At 27.4% G+C, this 17,150-nt stretch carries 13 protein-coding genes; 11 read left to right on the forward strand and 2 right to left on the reverse strand.

Annotation, left to right across the window (positions count from 1 at the left end; genetic code table 11):
- The first annotated feature begins 208 nt into the window (after window positions 1-208).
- From CLSA_RS02310 to CLSA_RS02320, 3 genes are all read left to right on the forward strand, one after another.
- Window positions 209-1,435, forward strand: a complete 1,227-nt coding sequence (locus CLSA_RS02310) for a S1C family serine protease (protein ID WP_022743786.1) — start codon at window positions 209-211, stop codon at window positions 1,433-1,435.
- A gap of 287 nt (window positions 1,436-1,722) precedes the next feature.
- Window positions 1,723-2,094 carry a carboxypeptidase-like regulatory domain-containing protein gene (locus CLSA_RS02315; RefSeq protein ID WP_022743787.1) on the forward strand — a complete coding sequence of 124 codons (372 nt, stop codon included), beginning with the start codon at window positions 1,723-1,725 and terminating at the stop codon, window positions 2,092-2,094.
- A 268-nt stretch (window positions 2,095-2,362) separates the two neighbouring features.
- Window positions 2,363-3,502 (forward strand): ABC transporter substrate-binding protein, encoded by a 1,140-nt coding sequence (locus tag CLSA_RS02320; RefSeq protein WP_022743788.1) that lies wholly within the window; start codon window positions 2,363-2,365, stop codon window positions 3,500-3,502.
- A gap of 534 nt (window positions 3,503-4,036) precedes the next feature.
- Here the strand turns inward: CLSA_RS02320 and CLSA_RS02325 are convergent.
- On the reverse strand, window positions 4,037-5,164 hold the full coding sequence (locus tag CLSA_RS02325; protein WP_022743789.1) for a glycosyltransferase family 4 protein: 1,128 nt from the start codon (window positions 5,162-5,164) through the stop codon (window positions 4,037-4,039).
- A 124-nt stretch (window positions 5,165-5,288) separates the two neighbouring features.
- Between CLSA_RS02325 and CLSA_RS02330 the strand changes: the two genes are divergently transcribed.
- From CLSA_RS02330 to CLSA_RS02340, 3 genes are read left to right on the forward strand one after another with little or no spacing between them, the layout of a single operon-like run.
- Window positions 5,289-6,305, forward strand: a complete 1,017-nt coding sequence (locus CLSA_RS02330) for a CotS family spore coat protein (protein ID WP_022743790.1) — start codon at window positions 5,289-5,291, stop codon at window positions 6,303-6,305.
- A complete protein-coding gene (locus CLSA_RS02335; protein WP_140395219.1) occupies window positions 6,277-7,056 on the forward strand; it encodes a spore coat protein in 780 nt (259 codons plus the stop codon). The genes CLSA_RS02330 and CLSA_RS02335 overlap by 29 nt, the downstream gene beginning before the upstream one ends.
- A 28-nt stretch (window positions 7,057-7,084) precedes the next feature.
- Window positions 7,085-8,122: a CotS family spore coat protein gene (locus CLSA_RS02340; protein WP_022743792.1), complete on the forward strand. Its 1,038-nt coding sequence runs from the start codon at window positions 7,085-7,087 to the stop codon at window positions 8,120-8,122.
- 204 nt (window positions 8,123-8,326) lie between these two features.
- On the opposite strand, the gene CLSA_RS02345 is transcribed toward CLSA_RS02340, so the two are convergent.
- Window positions 8,327-9,448 carry a glycosyltransferase family 4 protein gene (locus CLSA_RS02345; protein ID WP_022743793.1) on the reverse strand — a complete coding sequence of 374 codons (1,122 nt, stop codon included), beginning with the start codon at window positions 9,446-9,448 and terminating at the stop codon, window positions 8,327-8,329.
- A 108-nt stretch (window positions 9,449-9,556) separates the two neighbouring features.
- Between CLSA_RS02345 and CLSA_RS02350 the strand changes: the two genes are divergently transcribed.
- From CLSA_RS02350 to CLSA_RS02370, 5 genes are all read left to right on the forward strand, one after another.
- The gene (locus CLSA_RS02350; protein WP_022743794.1) at window positions 9,557-10,555 is read left to right on the forward strand and encodes a CotS family spore coat protein; all 999 of its coding nucleotides are present in this window, start codon (window positions 9,557-9,559) and stop codon (window positions 10,553-10,555) included.
- Between the two features lie 240 nt (window positions 10,556-10,795).
- Entirely contained in the window at window positions 10,796-11,656 is an 861-nt protein-coding gene (yabG, locus tag CLSA_RS02355; protein ID WP_022743795.1) for a sporulation peptidase YabG, read from the forward strand.
- A gap of 702 nt (window positions 11,657-12,358) precedes the next feature.
- Window positions 12,359-14,371, forward strand: coding sequence for a methyl-accepting chemotaxis protein (locus tag CLSA_RS02360; protein ID WP_022743796.1), 2,013 nt, complete (start codon window positions 12,359-12,361; stop codon window positions 14,369-14,371).
- 444 nt (window positions 14,372-14,815) lie between these two features.
- Window positions 14,816-15,058 (forward strand): Veg family protein, encoded by a 243-nt coding sequence (locus CLSA_RS02365; protein WP_022743797.1) that lies wholly within the window; start codon window positions 14,816-14,818, stop codon window positions 15,056-15,058.
- Window positions 15,059-15,466: 408 nt separating this feature from the next.
- On the forward strand, window positions 15,467-17,029 hold the full coding sequence (locus CLSA_RS02370) for a DUF3794 and LysM peptidoglycan-binding domain-containing protein (RefSeq protein ID WP_041716024.1): 1,563 nt from the start codon (window positions 15,467-15,469) through the stop codon (window positions 17,027-17,029).
- Window positions 17,030-17,150: the final 121 nt, after the last annotated feature.

Here is a 17,150-nt window from a genome sequence, read left to right on the forward strand (position 1 = left end):
TTATATATAATAAGGTGTAATTTTATACGTAAGTCTAATCTATAGTATGTTTATTTATAAAATATAGATTATTGTCATTTGTTTGACACAAAATAATTCTATACTAATATCATAGAACAGTTCCTTAACAAAATATTAAGGAAAATTTAATTTATTTTTATGAATAATATATTATTGAATTAAGAGATTAGTATGGGAGGAATTATATATGGATAATAATAAAAATAATAATTTTATTGATGTAGAATCATCACCAGTTGATGAAGGACAACAAGTTGCTTGGAAAAATTGTTTTGAAGATGAAAATTATATATATAATAAAAAGAAAAAGAAAAAAGGAATTCGTATGTTAGGAAAAGTAGCAGGTCTTTTAATTATTACAATGGTAGGTGGATTATTTGGAAGTGGTATAACATATTCATTGATGAAAAAAAATATATCATCTATTTATCCTAAAGAAATAACAAGTACTATTCCACAATCATTTACAGCTAGTACATCTGATGCAATGTCAGCTGCAGATGTATTTAATAAAGTAGCACCAGCAGTTGTTATTGTTTCAACTAAAAGTTCAGCAAGTAATGGATTTACAAGTGGAGAAGTGGAAGGTATGGGGTCGGGCTTTATAATAAATGAAGATGGCGATATACTAACAAATTATCATGTAATAGGAAATGCTAAAGAGATTACAGTTACTTTAAGTGATAAAACTGAAGTTCCAGCAACTGTAGTTAATTACGATCAAGAAAAAGATATTGCAATGATTAAGTTAAAAGCAGGAACTAAGGTGCCAGCGGTAGCAGAACTTGGTGACTCTGATGAAGTATATCCAGGTGCAGAGGTTATAGCGATTGGAACACCACTTTCAAAAGATTTTGCACAAACACTTACAAAGGGAGTTATAAGTGGTAATAACAGAACTATAGAGGGCGAAAATGGAACTAAGATGAATTTGATTCAAACAGATGCAGCTATAAATCCAGGTAATAGTGGTGGACCATTAGTAAATGCTAAAGGTCAAGTTATAGGAATAAATTCTATGAAGATTGGAAGCCAAGCAGCAGGAGCTTCTACTTCAGTTGAAGGTATAGGATTTGCAATTCCTATAAATGAAGTGAAGAGTAAAATAGATGCTTTATCAAAACCAGCATTAAATTTAGGAATTCAAATAAGAGAACTTGATAGTGATACTGCTAAGAAGTATGACTTAACAGAGGGAATCTATGTTGCTTCAGTTGATGAATACTCGCCAGCTGAAAAAGCTGGACTTAAGATTGGAGATATTATAGTAAAAGCAGACGGAAAATCAGCTAAGACATTCAAAGAACTTAAGGATATAAAGGATACTAAAAATGCAGGTGATGCTATTAGTATAGAAGTAATAAGAGATAAGAAAACTATTGATTTATCTGTCGTATTACAAGAAAAATCATAATAGAATTTAAATGTAGTAATATATAAATTAAAGATATATGAAATAAATTTAAAGAAATGATGCTCTGTTGTTTAGGTTACTTTAACGTAACACTTCATAACAGAACATCATTTTTTATAATTTGCTATATATTATAAATAGAACACATATCTTTATATTACGATAAGCGTAAGGGTATCAGCAAAAGTGACACCTTTTTATTTTGTCTTCAACTTTTACAAATAATTCACCAAATATATATAATTTTCATATTTTATTAGTATAAATAACTTTTGGAGGGGAAAATAATGAGCGGAAGATTAAGTATGTGTACTATATGTCCAGGAGAAAATGAGCAAATTGATGCAGTAATTAAAATAGGCAGAGAAAGAAGAAGTGTTATTTATGGGACAGTAATAGATGAAAATAGAGATCCTGTAGCTGATGCAGTAGTTAAATTATTGCAAGTTTGTGATAATGGTAGAATAATTCCATTAACACACACATTTACAGATAAATATGGTCAATTTTTGTTAGGACCACTTTGTCCTAATCAAAAATATATGTTAAAGATTTATAAAGATAATATTACTATCAGATACGATCCTATTGATGCAGAATGTTCTGATGGAGACTGTATTGGTAATAAGTGCAAAAGACATGATTCTGGATGTAAGTAATGATAATGAACAGAAACTATAAAGTCTTAATTATTAACAATTAAAATTATATAGTTGTTATTTGTTTTAGTGAAAAGTTCTCTTTAAAAGTTTTCTTTTAAAGAGAACTTTTTATGTTATACTTAATAATATGATTTTATAAGGTACATGAAAGAAAAATAGGTTTATCAGATAGACTTGTTATTTTTTTGAACGTGCCTAATATATATAATAATTTATTTATATTAAAAAAATGACAAACAAATTATATTTAGGCAGAGGTGTAATTATGAAAAATAAACTCAAGTATGCTTTTGTTTTTTCTACTGTTTTAGTTATAGGAATAATAAGCATTAACTTATTTCAACCTAATAAGGAACAACAGGTTAAAGGAAGCATAGAACTTTTAGTAAATGAAAATTCTTATGATTATTTAGTTACATGTGCAAATAAATTTATGAAATTAAATGATAAAACTACAATTAATATAAAAAAGATGGATGATTATAGCCAAATTAAAGATGCATTAAATAAATCTGATAAAGAAAAGCCTGCTAATGTAGGTCAAATAGATAGATGCAGCTTTGAAAAATTAGAGATAAATGATTCAAAATATGATAATGATGAGACAGAGCTTTTGAATACATATTCTAAAAACTTTGCAAAATATAGAGTTGATCAAGTTAAAAGTGATGAAAAATCTTTTGGAATACCATTGAATTCTCGACCATTAGGATTTTATGTTAGGGAAGATATGCTTAAGCAATATGGATATAAAAGAGATAGCATGAATACATGGAATGATTTAATAGAAATAGGAAAAGATATTTATCAAAAAAGTAATGGAACAGTTAGAATCATAAATGCAACAGGGCAAGATTATAAAGATCTATTAGATTTATTAATAATGGAAAATTTAAATTTAGGTAAAAGTGAGGAAGAAGTCAAGTCACAAGTTGAATCTATGATAAAAGAATTAAAAGACAACAATATATTGAATTTACAAGAAAATGGAGAATTTTTGGCTCGTATAGCTTCAATTAATGGAATGAAGGAAATAATGGCGTTAGATGTACCATGTGAATGGAGTATAGATAATGTACCAAGCATTCAACCAGGAGCAAATAAATTTTTTGCAACAGAAGGAGATAATCTAGTTATATTAAATAAAAATAGTGATAATCAAAAGTTGATTGAAAAGTTTATAACTTATGTAATAACAAACAACGAAGAAGCTATTAAATATGTGAAGAGTGGAGAATTTTTCTCAAGTTATTTGTACACTTATAAAGAAAAGGAAATAGAACAACCAGTTAAGAACTTTGTAGGTAAAAGTCCACTTATAGTTTTAAGTAATGTAGAAGAAAAAGCACTAGGAATAGATGACTATGATAAATACATCAAGGTAAAAAAAGAACTTATGAGTTAAAGTTTAAATATAATGTACATTCAAATAAATAACAAGTCTATCTTATAGTATATTTTCCATCAGGCTGCATCGGCAAATTGACCCAATAGATCATACACTATGGGATGAGTTTACCTCTTTGCCTGACGCAAAATATCCATGGTAAATAGGACATACTATTTATTTTCACGTGCTTAACTTTTCGAAAGACATGGTGGTTTTTTGTTTCTGTTACTGGAAAAAATAATTGTAAATTTTTAATAATAAACGTTGTATCCATTTTTGCATGTTATTTAAACAGGTTAGGACATGCAAGAATGGAACAGCTTCTCATGAAGAAATTCTACAACTATTTTTTCAATGTAACACTTCACAAAAAATCACCATGTCTTTCTGATTTTTAACACATTTTAAAGTATAAGTAAGTATAGTAATTGAGAAAAATGTTTTTTTACTTTGAGTAAGTTATTATTACAATCATTTTTTCTAGTAAGCCAAACAAAAGAGCACCATTTATTTCGGTTGATTACATTATAATTTTAAGTATTAATGTGTTTATTTATAACTAGATATTAATGATTTATAGGCAGTTAATGTTTTTTGTGCGGTTTTCTGCCATGTAAAATTACGGCTTCTCATGTATCCTTTTTCTCTAAGTGTATCTTTTAAATCTTCATTATTTAAAACATTTACTAAGGCATTTTCTAAATCGTCTTTATTACATGGATTTATTAATATGGCACTGTCTCCAGTGACTTCTGGTATTGAAGATAAATTGGAGGTTATAACAGGTGCTTTGCAGCTCATAGCTTCTAATGGTGGAAGTCCAAATCCCTCATATAGAGAAGGGTATACAAATGCATCACATCCACTATATAGAATTGGTAATATTTCATCTTCTAAAAATCCGCAAAAAATAACTCTATCCTGTAAGTTAGTTTCTTTTACAAATTTGTATAGATTCTCACCTTCATCTTTTAATGAACCCCCAAGTAGTAATTTATATGGCTTATTCAAATCCTTATATACATTTTGAAACGCTTTTATTAATCCTAAAGCATTTTTTCTGGGACTAAATCCACCAATATATAGTATATATGGTTCGCTTAGTTTAAATTTATTTTTTACATATGACATGCAGTTCTCTTTATTTAAAGGCTTAAAACTGCTATTTGCAGCTAGTGGAGTCACAAATATTTTATCTTCAGGATAAAAGCTGAAAAATTTTAAAATATCTTTTTTAGAGTATTCTGATACAGTTAAAATACCTGCTGAATTCATAATTATATTAGGCATATCACGTAAGAATCTTTCTAAATAGCCTTTACCTACAGTTTCTGGCATTATATAAGGAATTAAATCATGTATTGTAACAAGTGTAGGAATAGTTGTATCAAAATCAAAACCTATTCCATTTTGAGGAATATGATATAAATCTACATGAAGTTCGTTTAATTGCTTAGGTATATAATACTTTTCATAAAAACCACCATGTTTGCCGGAGGACAATATGATATTAGCATTTTTTTTATTGAATTCATCATTAAATTTTCCAGTACAAAACAAGGTGAATTCATCTTCTGAATCAATAGAAAGAGATTCTGATATAAGGTTATTAGTATAAGTACCAATGCCAGTCCCGTGATATAAACTAGCACCACGTGCATCTATGGCAATTTTCATATAAACACCTCTATAAATACATCTATATTATAAAGTATTAGTATATTTTAATTTTGTGAATATAAATCACAATAAATTATTTACCCACATATAATAAGAAGAATCATGGTTTATGAGGAATTTTATGGATAATAGTAAAGAGATACTGAGAATTAAGGACTATGTTGAGAAAAACTACAATTTAGATGTAGAAGATGTAGAAAAAGTTAAAAATAGCTATAAAATTCTTACTAAAGATGGTGGATATTGTTTAAAAGTAATTAGATATGAATTTTCTCATTTCTATTTTATTTTATCTGCGATGAAACATTTACAGAGAAAAGGTTTTAATGATATTCCAGAGTTTATTTTAAATAAGGATAAGAAGGATTATGGAGTTTTAGATGGTAATTATGTTTATTTAACAAAATGGATTCCATCAAGAGTAAGTAATTATGATAATCCAATAGAATTAGCTAAGATTGCAGCTGAACTTGGGAAGCTGCATCAATGTAGCAAGGGATTTACGTTAGAAAAAGAAATGAAGCCAAGAATAGGATGGTTTTCATGGGAGAAAGTATTTGAAACAAGAAAGAATGAAATATTAGATTTTAAAAATAGAATAAATCAAAAAGCTAATAAATCAGAATTTGACTTATTATACTTAGATAATATTGAACAGGAAATAAAGAGAGCAGATAGAAGTATATCAGGTCTTAAGAAAAATAATTATATAAAGGTTATGGAAAAAGAGGTTTTTGGTAGAGGATTTTGCCATCATGATTACGCTCATCACAATATTTTAATAGATGATAATAGAAATATTAATGTTATAGATTTTGATTATTGTATATTAGATTCACATTTACATGATCTGTCGTCATTTCTAATAAGGACTATGAAGGATGATAAATGGGAAAAAGAAAAAGCAGATTTAATATTAAACTCCTATAGAAAAGTAATGGAAATAAAAAATTATGAAATACCAATAATAAGAGAATTTATAAGATTTCCACAAGCTTTTTGGCAAATAGGACTTCAAGTATATTGGGAGCAGCAGCCTTGGGGAGAAGAGTTTTTTATTAATAAAATGAAAAAGTATCTGTCTGACTGCCTTGCGAGAGAAGAATTTATTGACAGCTATTTTAAGGGAGGAGATTAATATTAATGCTTCATCGGTTAATGAATATTTAAATAAAAATGGCATAAATATTGTTGGAAAATATTTTAGTTATGATAAAAATTTAGACAGTAAAAATATTTTTTCTCAAATTAATTTAATAGTGGACTTTCATAAAACTTTAATGGGGTGTAGATTTGAAGGATTAAGCAGGATTGGAAGTACAATAGGCAAAGAGATAGAATCATATAAAGTTCAAATAAGAAGACTTCAGAGAAATTATGATTATATTCTTAATAATTGTTGTCAAAACAATGTAGATAGGTTAATTTTGTTAGAAGGAAATAATATGCTTAAGCAAGGAGCAGAATCAATAGACTATATTTATAAACACGATTATTTTTCAGCTATAGAACGTAGTATGAATAGACAAGAAATATGTATTGGACGGGTTGATCACGGAAATTTAAGAAAGAACAAAGAAAAATTTGAAATAGGTACGATTAAGAATATGACATATAATTTAGTAGAAGAAGATATGTATAAATATATTAAGAAGTTACAGAGAAAGAGAATTAACATAGATGAAGAAGAGCTCATAAACATATTTGTACATTCATCTCATTTATCATTTAACAGTCTTGAATATTTAAGAGGTTTATGTAGTTATCCAAGGGACTTTTTTAGGAGTTGGGAGAGATATAGGCAAAACAAAAAAGGAAAGACAAATGATGAATTTTTAGCAGAATTGAAGAATAGCCTTAATTATGAAGGGAAGAGCTTTTTTAAATAGTTCTCATTTGTTTATTAGGAGGGCGAAAATGAATAAAATTAAATATTCTGAAAAAAAATATTTATGTAATTATGATTTGAGTTTAGAGTTTTTTAATGAATTAGGAATTAAAGTGAATGATATTGTACCTCTTAGAAAGGTATTTGTTATATCTACTGATGATGGAAATAAAATTTTAAAAAAAGTTAATTATGATATAGATAAAGTAAATTTAATTAGTGATTCTTTAGAGTATATAAAAAAAACTTATAAGAATGTAATATCATATAACAAGCTTAAAAATAATCTTAATTACAAGGAATGGAAAAAAGATATTTATGTTGTTATGGATATTTTAGATGGAAGAGAAGTATCTATTTCAAACCCAGTAGAAGTAAGCCTTTGTGCAAAAAATATAGCTTTAATGCATAAAGCATCAAAAGGCTTAAGAGAGTATTTAAGTGAGAAATATAATAAAGACTTTCTGGATATATCATTGAAAGAGAAATTTCAAAAAGCTTATGATGAACTTGTTTATATGAAAAATTTAGTTAATAATTATAAATATAAAAATGAATTTGATACTTTATTCAGCAACAATATAAATAAATATTTGCTTGAAATAAGGAAAGTGCAAGATAAACTTGAAAAAAGCAGCTATGAAAAATTAAGGCAGGACAAAGAGTTGATTTGCCTTTGTCACAATGATTTAGCATATCATAACTTCCTAGTTAAAAATAAAGAAATAAGTATAATAGATTTTGATTTTATGACTTTAGATTTAAGAATAATGGATGTTGCAGATTTTATTTTAAAATCTATAAAGAATGCAGCTTATGATGTTAATAAAATGCTTCTAGCAATAGAAGGATATGAAAGTGTTAGCAGTTTAAGAAATGAAGAAAAAGAATTATTATATATACTTTTAGAATTTCCTCAAGATTTTTATAATATATCTAGAGATTACTATTATAAAAGAAAAAATTGGGATTATGATGTTTATTTAAGCAGATTAAAGGCAAAATTAGATAATGAAAGGTTTAGATACGAATTTTTAGATGTTTATAAGGCACATGAAAGAAAATAATAAGTCCAAAATGCCATGATTATTTTGCATCAGGCAAGGAAGTAGATTTATACTTTGAAATGTAGTTCAAGCTATAAAGAAATGGTGCTCTTTTGTGGAGTGTTACATTCTCAAGTAACATTAACAAAAGAACACCATTTTTTTTTGTTGATTACACATAAGTCTAAATTGGTTATCATAGAATTTCAATAATCGCACGAATGTTTATGAGCTTATGATTGATTTGTAAGCATTTATGGTATTTATAGCTGTTTTATTCCAAGAAAATTCATTACTACGAGTTAAACTCTTTTTAACCATTGTTAATTTTAACAAACTGTTACTTAATACTCTTTCTATATCATAAGCTAATAAATCTATATCATAAGGATCTATTAAAAGAGCTGATTCGTAACATACCTCAGGTAGAGATGTTGTATTAGAAGCAATAACAGGAGTACCACAGGCCATGGCTTCTACAGGAGGAAGACCAAATCCTTCGTAGAAAGATGGGTATACTAATACTTCTGTGGCATTATAAAATAAAGGCATATCTTCAAGGGGTACAAAATCTGTAAAGATTACATTTTTAGATACGCTAAGTTCCTCTGCTCTAGATTTGTATTTGTAATAAGACGGACCTTTTCTACCTGTAATAACTAATTTAAATGTTTCTTTTAATTTGTTAGAAAGTTTTGAATACGCTTCAATTAAACCTAAGATATTTTTTCTTGGACTGAATCCACCAACATAAAGTATAAAATCTTCTTCTATGCCATATTTTTTTGTAATTAGGGCTTTGGATTGACATTTACTTAATGGTTTATAAATATCTTCAGCAGCGAGAGGTGTTACATAAATATTTTTAAGAGGAAAATTAAATTCTCTTGAAATATCATCCTTAGAAAATTGTGAAACTGTAATTATCCCATCACAGTTATCTAAAATTTTAGGTAACTCGTTATTGAATATTCTGAGATATCTATCACTAACAGTTTCAGGCATTCTGAGAGGAATGATATCATGTAAAGTAATAACTTTTTTACAGCTAATGTTATCTGAAAGTCCAACACCATTTTGAGGTACATGATAAAGTTCGATATTTGCGTCATTTAGTATATTTGGAACTTTTACATTATCCCAAAAATTATTTGAAGATATAGATTCAACAGGTTGTATTTTAAAATTATCCTTTAAATTACTTAAAGAATCGCATTGTGGCATAAAAATTAAATAATCATTACTACAATCAGTACTATTAAGACCTCTTATTAATTCATGGGTATATGTTCCTATTCCAGTCCCCCTATACCACTTTGCAGCCCTACCATCTATTCCTATTTTCATTACTAAACCCTTCCACAGTATTTATCTTATTGTATTATATTAAAAGAATATAAAAAATGTTAATAAAAGAAGTTATATCCACATATAAATATATAGGAGGTGAGAACGATGATGAGGGAATTTGAAATTGAAAGACAATTTAACATTAAGATAGAAAAAATTAAAGCAAATAAAGGTGTTTACTATCTTAAAACAGATAAGGGAGAGCGATGTTTAAAAAAGATAAACTATGGTCCTCAAAAATTATTGTTTGTATATGGTGCGAAAGAGCATTTAAGAAAAAATGGGTTCACAAATTTAGATAATTATTATTTAAACATAAATAAAGAACCTTATGCATTGGTTAATGAGGATTTGTATACTTTATCAGAATGGTTGGATGGAAGAGAATGTGACTTTCACAATATAGATGAAGTAAAAATAGCGGCTTCAACTTTAGCAAAACTACATGAAGCATCTAAAGGATATGATCCACCAGAAAATTCTAAATTGAAAAGCGATCTTGGTAGATGGCCTCATCTAATGGAAAAAAGAATAAAATCGTTAGATAAAATGAGAGATATGGTAAGGAAGAAAAACATAAAAAGCGATTTTGATATGCTTTACTTAAAATCAATGGAATTTTATAAAGAAATAGGTAGACAAGCTTTGACAACATTAAAAGAATCTGACTACTACGAATTATGTATGATTGCAGAAAATGAAAAAAGCTTTTGCCATCATGATTTTACTTATCATAATATAATTCTTAGTGAGAACATGGATGTACATGTTATAGATTTTGATTATTGTAAGAGAGAAGTTAGAACATTTGATATAAGTAATTTTATGACAAAAGTTTTAAAGAGAGTAGACTGGGATTTAGATTTTGCTATTAATATTTTAAATTCATATAATTCAGTATCAGAGTTAAAACCAGAAGAGTATAAAGTATTATACGCATATCTTCAATTTCCTCAAAGATATTGGAGGCTTGCAAATAGATATTACTATAATGAAGTTAATTGGGGGCAAAATACATTTGCAAGTAAATTAGGTTCCATAATAGATGAGCAGGATAAGTACTTAGAATTTTTAGAAAAGTTTAAGAATGAATATAAATTATAAGAGAGTAATGTGGATGATGAGGCTGTCTCAAAATACAAATTTAGCACAATATGTAAGTTGATTCTATTTTTGAACTATCTAGATATTGTATCTAACATGTGTTTTGAAATAGCCTCTATTCAGTCTATAGTTTATCGATATTTGTTTAAAGGTAGAACAACATATAATACATATATGATGCAACCTTTAATATATTAGACCATATTATACAGTATATAATAATATGCTGAGGAGAAAGTAATGGATATTGGGGATATAGTTGTTAGGAAATCTTATGATAAAGATGTTACTTTTAAGATAATTGATATCAAAGAAAATGTAGGAGAAAGAAATTTTATTTTAAAGGGGATTAATATAAGAATTATAGCAGATTCAAAAGGTGAAGATCTTGAGATGGCTGAAGAGAATAGTGGGTCACAGGATAAAATTTTAAATACAAGAGTAAAAGAAGCAATAAAGAATGCAGTTTTATTAAGAAGTGATGTTAGAGATAAAGTTGATAAATATCCCAAAATAAAAAAAAATGATGAATTGTTTTTTGGAAGACCAGGAAAAATACTTCATGTAGATGGAGATAGTGAGTACATGGAAACCTGTTTAAAGGTATATAAGCAGTTAGCATTAGATGCAGTAGGTAAAGCCATACCAGAAAGAAAGCAGCCAGAGGTTATTGTAAGTTTGGTTAAAGAAATAAAACCAGATATAGTTGTTTTAACAGGTCATGATAGTGTGATAAAAGATCCTAAAGATTATTTGGATTTAGATAATTACAGAAATTCTAAATACTATTTAGAATCAGTAAAAAATTTAAGAAATTATAATTCAAGCTATGATGAGCTGGTTATATTTGCAGGAGCATGTCAAAGTTGTTATGAAAGAATTTTAGACATGGGTGCTAACTTTGCTTCAAGTCCCAATAGGGTTTTAATTCATTGTTTAGATCCAGTTTTTGTATGTGAGAAGATTGCCTACACAAGAATAGATCAAGTGGTTTCAATAACTGATGTAATTGAAAATACTATAACAGGAATAAAAGGTGTCGGAGGGCTTCAAACTAGAGGAAAGTATAGGGAAGGGTATCCTAAGTCACCTTATATATAAGTAAAATCAAAAAATAAGCCTGTAGATTCTCTATTTATTAGAGGATTTACAGGTCTTTTTATTTGAAATTAATAGAAGAATTTCATAGTAAAACAACTTTCAGTATATCTACTAATGGACTAATGCTATATATTCAGAAGAAGATATTGCAGCAGAAGACATAAGAAGAGATATAGAAAATAGACTTCAAAAGATATCATTTGGATCTTCAAAAGTTAAATTAAATGTATCACCACAGGTATATAAGAATATGGTTAAAGATCAAAATGTAAAAAAGAAAAAAATCAGTACTAAATAAAAAATGCTTGGAAATGCAAAGTGTCTTGATGGTGTGAATATGTTAAATAGTAATAATATAAATCAATTAGTAATGGGAAGTTTAATGTTGGGGAAAACTTATCTAAAAAAATAATGTAAGATCAAGCAACAATAATAAGAATAGTTTGTGGGTTACACGGACTATTCCTATTTTTTTGAATAAATTGCTAGGATTAGTTTTTAAATATTTTTAATGATAAAAGTTTCAATAAAAAATATATAATTAAAATGACTAGGTTATAATAGGAAAAAACCTTAATTATAGTAATATAACATAAATAGAAAAATATACAAAACTGTTGGATTATGAGTTAAAATAAAAAAATAGAGTTCAATAATTATAATATTTAACTTGAATAATTATATTTAAATTTGGAGGGGAAAATGAAAAAAGCACTTAATAAAAGCAAATTACTGAAAAAATTATTAGTTTCAATTATATTAATGGTATCATTACCAGTAATATTGGTAAGTGAAATGTCTATTATTAAATCAAGAAAAGTGATGGAAGATAATTTAAAAACAACAAGCATACAAACAATCAAAGAAGTTGATAAAGGATTCAATCAGCATTTAAATGTATTAAGTACACAAATTTCAATAATGTCAAAAAACATTCATGTAAAAGAATTATCTAATGTACAAGCAGATCATCAACTTACATCTAAATATGTACAAGACATGCTTAAAGATACTAAGGATTCAATAGATGGTATTATTAATGTAGGTTATGCAGGAGAATATGGTGAGCTTTTAACAGATAGTGGAGTAATGACTATAAATGATCTTAATTATAAAGAGAGAGTGTGGTATAAAGAAGCAAAAGAGGCTAATGGAAAAGTTACATACACAAAACCGTATAAAGATGCTAAGACTGGAAAACAAGTAATGACAGTATCTCAAGCCGTTAAGGATGATAATAGTCAATTTATAGGTGTAATAGTAATAGACATGTCATTAGAATCTATGGAAAACTACGTAAGAGATACACAGATGTTAAATACAGGATTCCTTTTACTTGTAGATAAAGATGGAAATATTGTAATAAATAATGATAATAATAAAGAAGCAGAAGATAAAGTTAGTGATTTAGAATTTTGGGAAAAGGCTAAAAATGAAGATAGAGGGGTATATACTTGGAGTCATAATGGTAAAGATTTTTATGTATGCCAAGAAACAAATCAAGAGACGGGTTGGAAGTTGATTGGAGTTTTAGAAAGTAGAGAAGTAGAAGATAATGTTACTGCTATGAAAATAACAACGATAATTACCACTATACTATGTATAATAGTCGCAGTAATCATAGGAATTGTTTTTGCATTAAGCATAGTAAAAGAAATAAATAAATTGAAATTAGTACTTTCTAAAGTTGCAGATGGAGATTTTACAGAAAGAATAGAAGTTACTGCTAAAGATGAATTTGGGAGCCTTGGGAATAGTTTTAATTTTATGATTGATAATATATCGAAATTAATCAAGAATATTGAAAAAACATCATCAGATTTGATTGAGTCATCAGTTAACATAGCTAATATGTCAGAAGAGACTACAGCGTCTGTAGCACAAGTGTCAGAAGCGATAAATGAAGTTGCAACAGGAGCTACTAATCAAGCACAATCGGCAACTAATGTTGCTTTAAGTGTTGAAGATTTATCAAATAGAATGAATGAAGTGCAGAAACATTCAAAACATATCGGTGAGCTATCAAATGAAACCGAAAATTTAAGTACTAGAGGAATAAAAACACTTAATGATTTAGTAGAAAAATCTAAAAAGGCTAGAGAAAATACTATTGAATCTTCAACTATGGTAAATGGAATGATAAAGAGTATAGAGAGTATAAATTATATATCAGATGTAATAGCAGGAATTACGGAGCAAACTAATCTTTTATCTTTAAACGCAGGTATAGAAGCAGCAAGGGCAGGAGAAGCTGGAAAAGGATTTGCAGTGGTTGCAGAAGAAATTAGAAAATTGGCAGAAGAGTCTAAAAAATCTACAGATGAAATAAAAGCTGTTATTATAGAAATAAATGTTAATGCAAATAGTGCTAAAGGTGCAATGGAAGAAAGTAAAGAAATGTTGCAAAATCAAGATAATGCAATAAATGAAACAGAAGATATATTTAATAAAATAGTTGATTCTATAATACCTTTAACAGGAGCTATTGATAATATAAATAGTTTAAATGTAAAGATGAATTCAAATAAGGAAGATGTAAAGTCACAGATTGAAAATATAGCATCAGTATCAGAAGAAGCAGCATCTATAACTGAAGAAGTTACAGCTTCAACAGAAGAAGTAAATGCAACTATGGATAATCTTGCGGCTTATGCGAATAATTTGCAAGATGTTGCAAATGACCTTAAAAATCAAATAAAACAATTTAGATTATAGATAAACGACTAGAACTTGAATTTATAATGTAACTTAAGGAAAGAATGAAGATTATTTTTGGTTGCCAGATAATTGGGTTGCGGATTTCTAACAATGCAATTATTAATGCAGCACTATGAAAAGTAGTCTTCATTTTTTTGTATGTAATATATATTGAAGTTTAAATGTAATTTATAGTTTGTTATATATAAGCTTGAACTTTGAAATATTGTAATTATGAGCTGAGATTTGTATTTTATGGACTTTTCTGTAAAACAGATTAAATTTAAATATATATAGCATAAAAAATAAAAAAATACAGATAATATATTGGTATAGGTTAAAAAAACGAAAGTTGGAAAAATGTTTACATTGACATTATGCATAATAAATGATACAATAAAAATTTTGGTTGACAAATGAAAGGATAAGGGGTATAATTTAAATTGGAAAGAGGGTGTTTATATGGAAAAAGTAAAAACTATTGCTTCCATTAAGAATGATATACAGAGACACGTAGGAGAAAAGGTTACACTTAAAGCTAATGGTGGAAGAAAAAAGATTTTAGTTAATGATGGAATTATAGACAGTGTTTATCCAAGTATTTTTGTTATAAGGTTAAAAAATGACACCCAAAGGACTGTGACTTATAGTTATTCAGATGTATTAACAAAGACTGTACAATTGGTATTCCCAGCTAGAATATAAACTTCGACATGATCGAAGTTTTTTTTATCTCTATAAATTATAATAAAGTAAAATTTGCTGATAATTTTTTAAAGTAGTAGAAATACATGGTTTACCGAGAAGTTTTTGTCTATTTTTAAAAATAAAAAAGAAAGATGGTGGGTTTCCATCTTTCAACTATGGTATAAAAGGGTATTGAGAATTTATGAGAGGTTATATGGTCAATAACCAATTACTATATTACGACAAAATATAATGGTTGTCAATAAAAAAAACAAAAAAAATAAAAAAACTTTGAATATAGATATTATTCCACGAATTTTACGAATTTTTCACTAAAAAAGAATATTTAAATATTCTCTTATATATCATAAAGTTTAAGAGATGAGTATATAAATAGATAGTAGGAATTTTATGGGAGGTATAGATATGTCAGATATAGATGTTATAAAAGAAAATGTTCAGTTTGAACAATTACTTAGGGAAAATAATTCCAATACTGTATTAAAAGAAGAATACTTAATTCCTGATACTCATCCAGATGTACAGATGATATTGACTGTTGAGGCTAGACCTATGATAGTTAGTAAAGAATTAGTTGGAGATAAAATAGAACTAGAAGGAAAAGTTGAATATACAGTGTTATATTTAGCAAGAGAAGATGGATTAGTTGCAAATTCAGTAAATTACACTCAAAAATTTACAAGTAATATTGACCTGAATCAAGGAGAACATAGGGTTATTTGTGAAGTAGAATGCAATGTGGAACATATTGAAGCTGCTATAATGAATGAAAGGAAAATATCAATTCAGGGTATAGTCACAATTGATTGGGAGCTATATAAGAGCAGTGAATTTGAATTTGTAAAAGATATTGAGGGTACTGAAGATGTGGAGATTTTAAAGAAAACAGAAACAATAAATAGAATAAGTGTAAATAAAGAGGTAGAGTTAAATGGTAAATCCATGATTAGAGTTCCTATGGATAAACCACAAATAAATAAGATATTAAATTGCTCATTATCATTGCATAAAAAAGAAATAAAAATTGCTGATGATAAGATTTATTTAGGTTGTTATTGCAAATTAAACATTTTATATAAAGGAGATGAGTCAAGAGATATAATTTGCCTGGAAGATGATGTTTATTTATCTCAGGAAGAAGAAGCCCCTGGAGTAACACCAGATATGATTCCTTTAGTTTATTATGAAATACTAAATGATGATATGATTCTTGAAGAAGATGATTTAGGAGAAGTAAGAATTATAAATAATGAATTTATAGTTAAAGCTAACATAAAAATATTTTCAAGGGAAAATATTGATGTAGTTAAAGATGCATATTCACCTATGTGTTTACTTGGGTTGAAAAAGGATGAATATGAGATTGGTATACTTCAAGGAACTAATACTTCAGAGTCAATTGTTAAAGATAACGTTCAATTAAAAGAAAATGATTTGAAGCCAGAACAAATTATATCAGCGAATGCAACAATAATATTAACAGATAAGGAAGTTATAAAAGATAAAATTATTGTAGAGGGCATAATTAAAGCAGATATATTATACACAACGACTGATGAAGAAAGATTTATATCTAATATTAAGGCTGAAATTCCATTTTCATCTGCGATTGATATTTCAGGTGCAGACGATAGAATGAAAGCTATAGTAAGGGCAAATTTAGAAAATTTAGATACTGCTATAGAGGGAAATACAATTGCAATAAAGGCAAATATAACATTGTCAGGAAAGATTCTTTATGAAATAACTAAGGAATTCATATCTGATGTAGTTGAAGAAGAAGGAGACAAGCCAGAAAAAAAGGCAAGTATAACTATTTATGTTGTAGGAGATGGTGATACTCTTTGGAACTTAGCAAAGAAATATAATACAACAGTTGGGGATTTGCTTAAAATAAATGAGATGGAGGATTCTGACGATATAGAAGTAGGGCAAAAACTGATAATTCCAGGAAGAGCGATATTTTAAAAATAAATAGTATGTATTCTATGCAGCCTAAGATGGTTATAAATCATCTTAGGCTGTTTTTGTATAAATAAGGCATAATCAAAAAATTAATTGAATAATTCTTTTATTTAGTGGAAACAAT

Source organism: Clostridium saccharobutylicum DSM 13864 (assembly GCF_000473995.1).
Taxonomy (GTDB): Bacteria; Bacillota; Clostridia; order Clostridiales; family Clostridiaceae; genus Clostridium; species Clostridium saccharobutylicum.